Source organism: Bacillus cereus group sp. BfR-BA-01310 (assembly GCF_022664325.1).
Taxonomy (GTDB): domain Bacteria; phylum Bacillota; class Bacilli; order Bacillales; family Bacillaceae_G; genus Bacillus_A; species Bacillus_A paramycoides.
On the sequence record NZ_JAKUHD010000025.1, the window covers coordinates 36,339 to 48,407 of the forward strand.

Genomic DNA, 12,069 nt, shown 5'->3' on the forward strand with positions numbered 1-12,069 from the left:
TTCTTATTATAATTTATGAAGAACTAACGCATTACTTAGTTTCGCAAACTCTTCAATAGATAGTGTTTCGCCTCTTCGTTTTGGATCAATCTCTACTTCTGTTAAAATTTGATTCAACAGTTCTTTATCCTTCGGGAAACCATTTAAATTATTTGATAAATTATTCATTAAAGTTTTACGTCGCTGTGCGAAACTTGCTCGTACTACTTCAAAGAAGAAAGTCTCATCTGTTACTTCTACAACTGGTTTCGGACGCTTTAGAAGGCGGATAATCGCAGAATCAACATTTGGTTGTGGTACAAACACTGTACGCGGTACTGTCATAACTGTTTCTACCTCAGTATAGTACTGAATTGCAATTGATAAAGAACCGTACTCTTTTGTTCCAGGTTTAGCTGCTAAACGATCCCCAACCTCTTTTTGCATCATAACAACAAATCCACGAACCGGTAATTTTTCTTCAAGCAATTTAAACAAAATTGGTGTTGTAATATAGTATGGTAAGTTAGCTACAACCATTACATCTTGTCCTTCTTCAAATTGCTCACCAAATACTTCATGTACATCCGCTTTTAGTACGTCTTTATTAATAACTGTAACGTTACCATATGGTGCTAACGTCTCGTCCAAAATTGGTAATAATCTCTGATCAATTTCAAAAGCTACTACTTTTTTAGCACGCTTCGCTAACTGCTCTGTTAACGCACCGATACCTGGTCCAATCTCAATTGCACCACTTTCTGAACCGATTTCTGCGTGATCAACAATACGGTTTAATACGTTTGTATCAATTAAAAAATTTTGTCCTAAACTTTTTTTGAATGAAAATCCATACTTTTCAACAATGTCTTTCGTACGATTTGGTGTTGCGATATCCTTCATTTTTTTTCCTCCTGTATTACTTGCTTATAAGCTTCTGCAAATGATTCCTTTGAAACTTGAAACATTTGTAAACGTTTATGTAACTGTTTTGCGTTTGTATAACCAATCTTTAATAGCTTACCCATTCTTTCTCTGCGACTCTTTGCCATTTCTCCGCCCACTAAGCCTGCATCGACTAAATCACTCCAACTAATTTCACTTGTGTAAGCTTCCATTTCTTCATGTACGTTCTCTAAAGCACGGCGAATCGATTCGTTAGAAGCATGTTCAATTCCAACACCTTTTTTCCTTTTAGCAAGTGCTTCTTCCTTTGGTAAAAAAGCATGCTTACATCCTGGAACCTTATCTGAAATAATCTTTCGAATACGTTCTCCAGGATAATCCGGATCCGTGAAAATAATAACGCCTCGTTTTTGCTGCGCTAATTTAACTTGCTCAATAACATGATCACCGATTGCTGAACCGTTCGTTTCGATTGTATCCCCATCAACAGCGCGTTTAATCGCAACTGTATCATCTTTACCTTCTACAACGATAATCTCTTTAATTTTCATACTTGCCTCCACACTCGTTTCGTCTCTACTTAGTAAAACAAAAAAATGACGACTTTTCCATTATTATTTTCCCATTCTAATATTTTAAAAAACGGAAGAAAAATATCTTTGTTCACTATTCTTATTGTAACACTTCCATCTTTTCCTTAATTTATCCGCAATATATCTACACTCATATTACGAATAAATAATCGAGTCTTATCATTTCTACGTCTCTCTTCTCAAAAAACAAAAAAGAATGGGTCTCCCCACTCTTTTTTATTCAACACCAAATAAGGCTTTTGCATTCTTTGTTGTGATTTGTGCTACTTCGTCATAAGAAATTCCTTTTAAATTTGCAATTTCTTCTGCTACAAGTTTTACATAACTAGGTTCATTTCGTTTTCCTCGAAATGGATGCGGTGTTAAATATGGACAATCTGTTTCTATTAATAATTTTTCTAACGGGATCTCCACAGCAACTTCTTTCGGTTTCTTGGCATTTTTAAATGTTACTGGTCCACCTAACGAAATTAAAAAATTCATATCGACACATCGCTGCGCTACTTCTACACTACCGCTAAAGCAATGCATAATACCTCCCACTTCAGCAGCTTGTTCTTCTTCTAAAATATCAACGATATCCTGAGTTGCATCACGGTTATGTATAATAATCGGTAATTTCACCTTTTTCGCTAATGCGATTTGTTTACGGAATACTTCTTTTTGTATTTCCTTTGGAGACTTATCCCAGTGATAATCTAGTCCCATTTCTCCAAGAGCAACTACCTTTGGGTGTGAAGCTAGTTCCTCTAACCAAACTAAATGTTCTTCTTTCATATCGATTGCATCCACAGGATGCCACCCCACCGCAGCATAAATAAAATCATAAACTTCTGCTAATTCAATTGCTTTCTTTATCGTTACTTCATCAAATCCAACAACAACTGTATATGTAACTCCCGCTTCTTTCATCCTTGCAATAACTTCTTGTAAATCTTCTTCAAACTGCTCTGCATTTAAATGTGAATGTGTATCAAACAACATAATAAATAACTCCTTTTATATTGAAATCAATTCTATTCTCGAGAAAAATTAAGCCCTTTATAACTTAACGATAACAATACTACAATTTTAATGCAAAAAAGGGGAATTTAAAAAGAAAAAAGATGCTTCACAAATGTTACACGTGAAACACCTCTTTTCTTGTCTCAATTACTTAATTTTTGTACCGTTTGGTAAGTTTTGGTCGATTGTTGCTAATGACAATACGCCATTCTCTTCACCTGCTAAAATCATACCTTGTGATAATTCACCACGTAATTTTACAGGCTTTAAATTCGTTACACAAATAACCTTTTTACCTTTTAGTTCTTCTGGCGTATAGAACTTTGCAATTCCTGAAACAACTTGACGCTTTTCTGTACCTAAATCAAGTTGAATTTTTAACAACTTATCTGCTTTTTTCACAGGTTCAGCGGATATTACTTCAGCTACTCGTAATTCTACTTTAAAGAAATCATCAATTGTAATTTCTTCTGCCTTTGGTTCTTCTTCTTTTTTCTCTTCCACTTTAGGGGCAGACGCTTGCATTTGTTCTTTAATATACTCTACTTCTACTTCCATTTCTAAACGAGGGAAGATTGGGTTTCCTTTTTCTACTTTTGTTCCAGCTGGAATACATCCAATTGTAGATAGGCTCTCCCAAGATTTATGTGCCTCTTCAGTAAGGCCAAGTTGAGCAAACATCTTACTTGGTGCTACTGTTAGGAATGGCAGAAGCATAATACCTGTTTGACGAAGCACCTCTGCTAAGTGGGCCATTACAGATGCAAGTTTTTCGCGATCATTCTCATCCTTCGCTAATACCCATGGCTGTGTTTCATCAATGTATTTATTCGTACGGCTAACTAATTGCCAAATTGAACTTAGCGCTACAGAGAATTCCATATTCTCCATTGCCTCTTCTACTTTTTTCAATGTATCTTTCGCAAATGTCACTAGCGTTTCATCGAACTCAGTTACATTTGCTTTATATGCAGGGATTTCCCCATTAAAGTATTTATCAATCATAGCTACTGTACGATTTAATAAGTTCCCTAAATCATTCGCTAAATCAAAGTTGATTCGTTCAACAAATCCTTCTGGTGTGAATACTCCATCAGATCCAAATGGAACTTCGCGAAGTAAATAGTAACGTAATGCATCTAATCCGTAACGATCAATTAGTGTAACTGGATCTACTACGTTTCCTTTTGACTTACTCATTTTTCCATCCTTCATTAAAATCCAGCCATGAGCAAAGACTTTCTTCGGAAGTGGTAAATCTAAAGCCATTAAAATAATTGGCCAATAAATTGTATGGAAACGAACGATTTCTTTACCAACTAAATGGACATCTGCTGGCCAGAACTTTTTATACTTCTCTTCATTTTCTGTTCCATATCCTAATGCAGTAATGTAATTAGACAAGGCATCTACCCATACGTAAATAACGTGTTTTGGGTTACCCGGAACACGAACTCCCCAGTCAAATGAAGTACGAGAAACAGCTAAATCTTCTAATCCTGGTTTAATGAAGTTATTAATCATTTCATTTTTACGAGACTCTGGCTGAATGAAATGAGGATTATCTTCATAGAACTTTAATAGTCGGTCTACATATTTACCCATTCTAAAGAAATAAGATTCTTCACGAACAAGCTCTACATCGTGACCACTATCTGGGCTTTTCCCGCCAACTACTTTATCACCTTCCATAATTGGATCAACTAATTGATGCGCTGTATAGAATGTTTCATCTTGTACAGAATACCAACCTTCATATTCATCAAGATAAATATCACCTTGGTCTACTAACTGCTTGAAGATTTTCTCAACAACATCTTTATGACGATCTTCAGTTGTACGAATAAAGTCATCATAAGAGATATCCATCTTCCCCCAAAGTTCTTTAATCCCTGATACAATGTTATCCACATATGCTTGTGGTGTAACATTTAGTTCTTCTGCTTTCTTTTGGATCTTCTGTCCATGCTCATCAGTTCCTGTTAAATAATGAACATTGTATCCTTGCATACGCTTATATCGTGCCATCGCATCTCCTGCCACTGTCGTATAAGCATGTCCAATGTGTAACTTTCCACTTGGATAATAAATTGGGGTAGTGATATAAAAGGACTTATTTTCCTCTGTCATTGTTTTGGACCTCCCGAATAACCTCATATGTATTTATAAACAGTATAACAAAAACTCACATGTAAAAACGAGTTAATGCTCGATATCTTTATCATCTATTACTCATATTCAAAAAAAATATACAATCCCTTTCTGAAAAATATATATTTTTCAGAAAATAAAACAAAATAATTGTAGAAATTACTCACATTCTATTATATATAAGTAGTATAAAAATCTATAAATCTTTTTTAAAAATATAGAATTTAAGAATTGACGGAAATGTAAATGATTGGTATCATATGTCCATAGGGTATTTTGTCGAAAAATGACGAATCAAAAAATAGACTCGAAACTTATAAACTATTAGGAGGAACAAAATATGAAATCTACTGGTATCGTTCGTAAAGTTGATGAATTAGGTCGTGTAGTAATTCCAATCGAATTACGCCGTACTTTAGGTATTGCAGAAAAGGATGCTCTTGAAATCTACGTAGATGACGAAAAAATCATCTTAAAGAAATATAAACCAAACATGACTTGCCAAGTAACTGGTGAAGTATCTGATGGTAACCTATCTTTAGCTGAGGGTAAAATTATCTTAAGCAAAGAAGGCGCTGAACAAATCTTAAACGAACTTCAAGATTATATCGAAACAGCAAAATAAGCTTCTCAATTATGAGAAGCTTATTTTTTATCGACATGATAAATTTGATATACATCTCGTTTCGACAAATCTCGATCTTTAGCGACTGTTTTAATCGCTTCTTTTGAATTCATACCTTTTTCATTTATATAATGTTCAATATGATTATATACTGAAATAGATTCCCACCATTGTTCTTCTGGAGTAGCTTCTTCTGTTGAACCGGCTACTAAAATACAAAACTCACCACGAACTTCATTTTGCTTCGTCCACTCAATTGCTTCTTCAATTGTGCCACGAATAAACTCTTCAAATTTTTTCGTTAGCTCACGACATAATACAACTTCTCTATTTCCTAATACTTCTTGCATAGAAATCAAAGTATCATCTAAACGATGTGGTGCCTCGTAAAACATCATTGTAGTTGGAATATAGCGCAATTTTTCTAACTCATTCTTACGTTCTTTTTTATTTCTTTGCAGGAAACCATAGAAATAAAAGTGTTTTGTCTCAAGTCCTGATGCAATTAACGCTGTAAGGGCCGCATTTGCCCCAGGAAGCGGAATAACATGATATTGTTCTGCTACAGCCTCTACAACAATATCGTAACCAGGGTCTGAAATACACGGCATACCAGCATCGCTCACAATGGCTACAGTCTTACCGTCTTCTAACTTATCTAAAATTTTTCGTCCACTTACTTCTTTATTATGCTCGTGATAACTCATAACTGGTGTTTCAATTTCAAAATAATTACAAAGCTTCTTCGTTTGCCTTGTATCTTCCGCTGCAATAATGTCTGCCTCTTTTAACATTCGGATTGCACGAAATGTCATATCCTCTAAATTTCCGATTGGAGTCGGTACTAAATATAAAACTCCCTTTTCATTTTGCTGAAAGCTTTTTTGCTGCCACATAGCGTTCTCCTTTTTGCATATATTCTTCTTTTTGTTTCCTCGTTAACTGTTTAAAGTGATACTCAGCTTGCATAGCCGTTCGTTTATCCTCGTGACCCTCTACATATTTTAAAATAACTGGAAGTCTAGCGCGTGTATATCTAGCACCTTTTCCACTATTATGGATCTGAATCCGCTTTTCTATATGATTTGTATACCCGGCATAATAACTTCCATCAGAACACTCCACCACATAAAAACAATGCTTATTCTTCTCCATATAAAATTGAACGAAGCTCCTTTGTATATTCGTTATTTTCTTCATATACAAAAAGAGGTGGCAAGATTTTTAAATCTGCATTTCCATCCTTAATTCCTTCAATTAACAATGTATTCGCTTCTTTACCAGCCTTAGGATAAACAAATCGCACACGTTTCGGTTCGATTTTGTATTTACGCATTAATGTGACGATGTCGAGCAAACGACCTGGGCGGTGTACAAATGCTACCTTCCCGCCTTGTTTCACTAACTGGCTACTTGCATATACAACATCTTCTAATGTGCACATAATTTCATGACGAGCTATCGCTAAATGCTCATTGATATTCTTCTCAGAGGTTTGTGGTGTTTGAAAATAAGGAGGATTACACGTTACAACATCATATTGATGACGCCCAAGTTTCTCCGGCATATCTTTCAAATCTCCATGGATTAAATTGATTCTTTCTTCTAACTTATTGTATTGAACGCTTCTTATTCCCATATCATATAGACGCTCTTGAATTTCTACACCTGTAATTTTCCCTTTTGTCCTTGTACTTAATAAAAGAGGGATAACTGCGTTACCTGTACACAAATCAAGTAAATTACCTTTTTGAATTGGCACCCAAGCAAAATCTGCAAGTAAAACTGCATCTAAAGAAAAATTAAATACTGATGGACTTTGTACAATCTTCATATCTTGCGCTAATAAGTAATCTAAACGTTCATCTTCATATAAATTCATATATTGCTCCCTTTCTTACACTTAACCTACCCTATTTCAGCCTCTATTAATGTAAAAATAAATTTCATTCTACTCTCATGTATAAAAAATTACCTTTCCAATTATATTGGAAAGGTAATTTCACTTTTTATTTAAAAATGACAGACAGAATAAACAATCTCCCTCTTTACGTACACTTCCATAATGTAGATTGCAAATATGAAAACCTTCTTGATACAGTCTTGCTAAGTTATCGTAACCTTCACCAATATCTGTCTTCGGCTTCATTTCTTTGCGTTTTTGAGTTTTTTGTTTTTCCTTATTCTGCACTTCTTCAAAACGATGTCGCAAATTTTCATTTTCCATTTTTATATGTTGGTTTTCTTCCAGTAATTCTGCAAGATGCTGTTTTAATTCTCCCAACTGTTTGTATAAATGTCCAATTTGCTCTTCCATACTAGAAACCGATGCAAAAATATCCTTTTTCTCCACAAGCACCCACCTCATTAATCTGTGGTTTGACTCGAAACGACCCCTTTATTCATTAATTCATCTAACGTATATTCTACTATCCGTTCCTTGTCTACTAGTTCCACTTGAATTAATCTTTCTAAAATATTTAATCCGATAACACGGCCAGTACCATGTGGTGTTTGTATACGTTGATCTAAATCAGGAAGTTGTTCCTTTGCTGCCTCGTATTCATCATTCTCATACTTTAAGCAACACATTAAGCGACCACATAAACCAGAGATTTTTGCAGGATTTAATGATAAATTTTGATCCTTCGCCATTTTAATGGATACAGGTTCAAAATCCCCTAAAAAAGTAGAACAACAAAGCATACGACCACATGGACCAATACCACCAAGCATTTTTGCTTCGTCACGAACACCGATCTGTCTAAGCTCAATTCTTGTCCTAAAAATTGCCGCTAAGTCTTTCACTAGTTCACGGAAATCAATCCGCCCATCCGCAGTAAAGTAGAAAATAATCTTATTACGATCGAACGTATACTCTACATCTACAAGCTTCATATCAAGATTATGTTCTCCTACCTTTTGTTGACACACTTGATATGCTTCTTTCGCAGCATGCTTATTCTCTTCAACAATGGTACGATCATTTTCATTTGCAATACGAATAACCTTTTTAAGCGGTAATACAACGTCATTTTCATCAACTTGCTTTTTGGTAATAACTACTTTTCCGTATTCAATACCTCTTACCGTTTCTACAATTACAAACTCATTTTCTGAGATATCGAACTGATTCGGATCAAAGTAATATACCTTTCCGGCCTTCTTAAAGCGAACACCTACTACATCATACAAAACGGTCATCCCTCCTGCAACCGCAACACTAACTGTTCGAACACAAGCTGCGCATTTACATTAGCGTTGATTCTATTTTTTGCCTCTAATATATTAAAGAGAGCTGATACAATGCGCTTCTGAGCATAGGAGAATGATTCAAACATCTCTTTCTGCTCATGAAAAACAAGTCGATCTTCTTCTCCAAGTTGAACATATAATAAATCCTTATAAATAAGGAGTAACATATCTAAACCTTGCTGTAATTGTTCTTTCTCTCTAAAGTGTTTCCCCCATTTTTCTTGTACAAAAAAAATAGAGGCTTTATCTTTTTCGAGCGCTTCACATAATTTTATCACTAAAGCTCTTGCTTGTGCAAACCATTCATCATTACACATTAATAAAGCTTCTTCAAAACTATTTGTAAGCTGTGCAGCAAGCATCGATAACGAGACTGTAATACCTTCTTCCTCTAATCTCTTAATTAAAGATTCTGTAGATAAAGGTCTAAATGTAACAACTTGACACCGAGATAAAATCGTATTTAAAATCTGATGACTTTGTTCAGTAAGTAAAATAGCTGTTGTATCACTACTTGGTTCTTCTAAAAATTTCAAGAGTGTATTCGCTGCATTCGCTGTCATACGATCTGCATGCTCAATAATATATACTTTTTTATTTGCTTCTAATCCTGTTTTCGAAAACTCTTCTTGTAAGTCATGAATTTGCTGTTTTTTAATAGATAATCCATCTGGTTTTACAATATGTAAGTTTGGGTGGTTACCTGAATCAATTCGGCGGCAATTCGTACATACGTGACAAGGTTCTACCCCAGCCCTTTGTAAACAAAGAAAACTTTTTGCCATTTGAATTGCTGTTGCGAACTTCCCGGTCCCTTTTCCTCCCTCTAACAGGTAAGCGTGGGATATACGCTCTTTTGCAATGCTATTCATCAACATTTTGACACCGATGGGCTGTATAGAAGAAAGCTGCTCCCACGTCTTCATCATAATGCATACCTCACTTATTTCATTCTTTCCTTCTATTATACCAATTTATCTTCTATAATCTGAACAACTTCTTCTATAAGTTTTTCCATTGGTTGGTCAGCATTGACTAATACAATACGATCAGAAAAGCGTTCTACAACTTGTAAATAGCCTTCACGCACACGTTTATGGAAAGAGATGTCTTCCATATCTAGTCGATTCACTTCGCGCCCTGCATCTTTTTCAATTCGCGCTAAACCAACCTCTGGTTCAATGTCTAAATAAATTGTTAAGCTAGGCATACAACCTTCTGTTGCGAAACGATTAATCTCAAATACGTTGTCCATACCTAATCCCCTTGCATATCCTTGATATGCTAAAGAGCTATCTATAAAACGATCACATAACACAAGATAGTTCTCATTAAGTGCTGGCATAACTTTCTCCACTAAATGTTGTCTACGTGCAGCAGCATATAAAAGCGCCTCTGTGCGTGCTTCCATCATTGTATATTCTTGCTTATGTAAAATCGTCCTAATATCTTCAGAAATTGCAATACCACCTGGTTCTCTCGTCGCCATTACCTTTTGGTCCTTTTGCTCAAAGTACGGCAATAACCTTTTAATTAATGTTGTCTTACCCGAACCTTCTGGCCCTTCAATTGTTACAAATAATCCTTTCATCCTAAAACCTACTTTCTATATCATACACTTTCATATATTTCGTACTACCTTGAAAACGAGCCCCTGTTTTCTCTAAATGAGCAATTTGCTCTGTATGCTCTTTAGTAATTCTCTCTCCATACATAATCAATGGAATTCCAGGTGGATATGGAATTACCATTTCCGCTGCTATCATATCCACAGATTCTTCTATAGATACTAGCTTCGTTTTGTATCTCTCTAATTGTTTATACGTATACGGTAAAGGAGAGATTTCTCCTTTATAAGTATAACGAATAGATGCAGTCTTGTCTTTTACCTTATATTGTTGCAACGCTACTCGGAGTATCTCTATTGCTTTCATGTACTCCTCATTTACTTGCAACGGCAAAATAAATAGGACATTATATGGATCTGCCATTTCCGTATATATACCGGCCTTTTCAAATACAGACTGTAATTCATACCCTGATAGCTGACAACGAGTTTGTACCGTAACCTTTAATTCATCTTGCAATGGATATTGCAAAGTAGCTATTTGTGGGATAGAGCGCAATCCTTCTTTAAATCGGCGTAAGAACTCAACGATTTTATCGTAACCTTTTTCTTTTATACCTGCTATTGTAAATCGAGCTATATCAAGAGAAGCCATAATTGGGTACGACGGGCTACTAGATTGCAGCATACTTAAATAAGCGGAAACTTTTTCTTCGTTCACCAAACGGCTATTTATATGTAAGTATGACCCCATTGTCATCGCAGGTAACGTTTTATGTGCAGAATGCACCACAATATCTGCACCATAGGCTAATGCTGACTTTGGAAACGGTCCACCTATACAAAAGTGTGCTCCATGTGCTTCATCTACTAAAACCGGGATCTTATGCGCATGTGCATAAGCTATACTTGCCTCCAAATCAATTCCCATACCATAATAGTTAGGATGCGTTAAAATAAGCGCTTTAGCATCAGGATACCTTGCAATTGCTTTCTTAATAACTTCCTCTTGAACACCTACTGGTACATTATGTACTTCATCTATACATGGATCTAAGAAGGCTGGATTAGCCCCAGCTAATTTCAAACCATTAATGATTGATTTATGACAATTTCTTTGTACAAGGACAATATCATTTTCCCCGCAACAAGACAATATCATCGCTAAATTTCCAACTGTTGAACCATTAATTAAAAAATAACTTTTTTGCGCACCATATACATCAGCTAATAATTGCTGTGCTTCATCTATACATTCAAACGGACTATGCAAATCATCTAATCCTGTTAATTCTGTTACATCGATAGGTAATATATCTTTAAACTCCCTTATAGCTTCCTGAGGGAAGTTTAAACCATTCTTATGACCTGGAACATGAAAAGATAGTGGTCGTCTTTCTTTAAATTCCATTAACGCCTCATATAAAGGCATACGATTTTGATTCATATATACCTCTTCCTTATTATTCATTCTGTATCTATTATACAGATATTAAGACAAAAAAAATAATAGGCATATGCCTATTTAAAAATATGATACTTCTAATTTTCGAAGTTGTTTTAAATAATGTATATACTTCGGGTCATTTGTCTCAGTATTCACCATATCTCTTTCACATTCATAACATATCAAATTATTATAAACATATATGCCTTCTTTTCCTTTTGTCTCACAAACAATGCAAGTTTCACTTGGTAATTTCATGATCTTTCCTCCCCTATTTAAATAAACATATTATACACTTCTAGTCCTTAACAATTTTCAGAAAAATATACCTCAATTTCTTATATAATATGTTTTATCCTTGGGCGACGTGTTTGTATTACTTATGTATTCCCTTACTTCTTTCACGTACTGTTTAAAAACACGAAAAAACACGAGTCAAAAGACTCGTGCTTTAGTTGCTTGGCGACGTCCTACTCTCACAGGGACAAGGTCCCAACTACCATCGGCGCTAGAGAGCTTAACTTCCGTGTTCGGTATGGGA

The 12,069-nt window shown here is 35.2% G+C and carries 14 protein-coding genes and 1 rRNA gene; 1 reads left to right on the forward strand and 14 read right to left on the reverse strand.

Translation table 11 applies throughout. The features are described from left to right. Positions 1-6: 6 nt before the first annotated feature. The 4 genes from rsmA to metG form a co-directional block, all read right to left on the reverse strand. Positions 7-882, reverse strand: a complete 876-nt coding sequence (gene rsmA, locus MR109_RS25730; protein ID WP_025151184.1) for a 16S rRNA (adenine(1518)-N(6)/adenine(1519)-N(6))-dimethyltransferase RsmA — start codon at positions 880-882, stop codon at positions 7-9. Then, positions 879-1,436 carry a ribonuclease M5 gene (gene rnmV, locus MR109_RS25735; protein WP_002174547.1) on the reverse strand — a complete coding sequence of 186 codons (558 nt, stop codon included), beginning with the start codon at positions 1,434-1,436 and terminating at the stop codon, positions 879-881. Before rnmV ends, rsmA begins: the two co-directional genes overlap by 4 nt. Positions 1,437-1,694: 258 nt before the next feature. Next, positions 1,695-2,462, reverse strand: a complete 768-nt coding sequence (locus tag MR109_RS25740) for a TatD family hydrolase (protein WP_002174545.1) — start codon at positions 2,460-2,462, stop codon at positions 1,695-1,697. 168 nt (positions 2,463-2,630) lie between these two features. Then, positions 2,631-4,640: a methionine--tRNA ligase gene (metG, locus tag MR109_RS25745; protein WP_082183276.1), complete on the reverse strand. Its 2,010-nt coding sequence runs from the start codon at positions 4,638-4,640 to the stop codon at positions 2,631-2,633. Between the two features lie 334 nt (positions 4,641-4,974). Between metG and MR109_RS25750 the strand changes: the two genes are divergently transcribed. Next, the gene (locus MR109_RS25750) at positions 4,975-5,259 is read left to right on the forward strand and encodes an AbrB/MazE/SpoVT family DNA-binding domain-containing protein (protein WP_000843036.1); all 285 of its coding nucleotides are present in this window, start codon (positions 4,975-4,977) and stop codon (positions 5,257-5,259) included. A 20-nt stretch (positions 5,260-5,279) separates the two neighbouring features. Here MR109_RS25750 and rsmI read toward each other — a convergent pair whose 3' ends face one another. The 10 genes from rsmI to rrf all read right to left on the reverse strand — a co-directional run. Next, positions 5,280-6,155 (reverse strand): 16S rRNA (cytidine(1402)-2'-O)-methyltransferase, encoded by an 876-nt coding sequence (rsmI, locus tag MR109_RS25755; protein WP_025151186.1) that lies wholly within the window; start codon positions 6,153-6,155, stop codon positions 5,280-5,282. Further along, entirely contained in the window at positions 6,124-6,414 is a 291-nt protein-coding gene (locus tag MR109_RS25760) for a GIY-YIG nuclease family protein (RefSeq protein WP_242274382.1), read from the reverse strand. Before MR109_RS25760 ends, rsmI begins: the two co-directional genes overlap by 32 nt. Beyond that, entirely contained in the window at positions 6,401-7,141 is a 741-nt protein-coding gene (locus MR109_RS25765) for a tRNA1(Val) (adenine(37)-N6)-methyltransferase (RefSeq protein WP_002174541.1), read from the reverse strand. Before MR109_RS25765 ends, MR109_RS25760 begins: the two co-directional genes overlap by 14 nt. A 120-nt stretch (positions 7,142-7,261) precedes the next feature. Continuing rightward, a complete protein-coding gene (gene yabA / locus MR109_RS25770) occupies positions 7,262-7,612 on the reverse strand; it encodes a DNA replication initiation control protein YabA (protein WP_000412059.1) in 351 nt (116 codons plus the stop codon). A gap of 14 nt (positions 7,613-7,626) precedes the next feature. Beyond that, positions 7,627-8,454: a PSP1 domain-containing protein gene (locus MR109_RS25775; protein ID WP_002174540.1), complete on the reverse strand. Its 828-nt coding sequence runs from the start codon at positions 8,452-8,454 to the stop codon at positions 7,627-7,629. 5 nt (positions 8,455-8,459) lie between these two features. Continuing rightward, a complete protein-coding gene (holB, locus tag MR109_RS25780) occupies positions 8,460-9,443 on the reverse strand; it encodes a DNA polymerase III subunit delta' (RefSeq protein ID WP_025151187.1) in 984 nt (327 codons plus the stop codon). A 35-nt stretch (positions 9,444-9,478) separates the two neighbouring features. Next, on the reverse strand, positions 9,479-10,105 hold the full coding sequence (tmk, locus tag MR109_RS25785) for a dTMP kinase (protein WP_025151188.1): 627 nt from the start codon (positions 10,103-10,105) through the stop codon (positions 9,479-9,481). Between the two features lies 1 nt (position 10,106). Continuing rightward, a complete protein-coding gene (locus MR109_RS25790) occupies positions 10,107-11,528 on the reverse strand; it encodes an aminotransferase class I/II-fold pyridoxal phosphate-dependent enzyme (protein ID WP_178941321.1) in 1,422 nt (473 codons plus the stop codon). 78 nt (positions 11,529-11,606) lie between these two features. Continuing rightward, positions 11,607-11,786: a sigma factor G inhibitor Gin gene (locus tag MR109_RS25795; RefSeq protein ID WP_002174536.1), complete on the reverse strand. Its 180-nt coding sequence runs from the start codon at positions 11,784-11,786 to the stop codon at positions 11,607-11,609. 199 nt (positions 11,787-11,985) lie between these two features. After that, positions 11,986-12,069, reverse strand: a 5S ribosomal RNA gene (gene rrf, locus MR109_RS30570); the annotation flags it as partial.

Excerpts from the sequence above, each read along its gene's own strand:
- rnmV (WP_002174547.1), bottom strand. The coding sequence starts at position 1,436 with ATGAAAATTAAAGAGATTATCGTTGTAGAAGGTAAAGATGATACAGTT.
- MR109_RS25795 (WP_002174536.1), bottom strand. The coding sequence starts at position 11,786 with ATGAAATTACCAAGTGAAACTTGCATTGTTTGTGAGACAAAAGGAAAA.
- MR109_RS25765 (WP_002174541.1), bottom strand. The coding sequence starts at position 7,141 with ATGAATTTATATGAAGATGAACGTTTAGATTACTTATTAGCGCAAGAT.
- rsmI (WP_025151186.1), bottom strand. The coding sequence starts at position 6,155 with ATGTGGCAGCAAAAAAGCTTTCAGCAAAATGAAAAGGGAGTTTTATAT.
- MR109_RS25750 (WP_000843036.1), top strand. The coding sequence starts at position 4,975 with ATGAAATCTACTGGTATCGTTCGTAAAGTTGATGAATTAGGTCGTGTA.
- MR109_RS25740 (WP_002174545.1), bottom strand. The coding sequence starts at position 2,462 with ATGTTGTTTGATACACATTCACATTTAAATGCAGAGCAGTTTGAAGAA.
- MR109_RS25790 (WP_178941321.1), bottom strand. The coding sequence starts at position 11,528 with ATGAATCAAAATCGTATGCCTTTATATGAGGCGTTAATGGAATTTAAA.
- metG (WP_082183276.1), bottom strand. The coding sequence starts at position 4,640 with ATGAGGTTATTCGGGAGGTCCAAAACAATGACAGAGGAAAATAAGTCC.
- holB (WP_025151187.1), bottom strand. The coding sequence starts at position 9,443 with ATGATGAAGACGTGGGAGCAGCTTTCTTCTATACAGCCCATCGGTGTC.
- tmk (WP_025151188.1), bottom strand. The coding sequence starts at position 10,105 with ATGAAAGGATTATTTGTAACAATTGAAGGGCCAGAAGGTTCGGGTAAG.
- MR109_RS25760 (WP_242274382.1), bottom strand. The coding sequence starts at position 6,414 with ATGGAGAAGAATAAGCATTGTTTTTATGTGGTGGAGTGTTCTGATGGA.
- rsmA (WP_025151184.1), bottom strand. The coding sequence starts at position 882 with ATGAAGGATATCGCAACACCAAATCGTACGAAAGACATTGTTGAAAAG.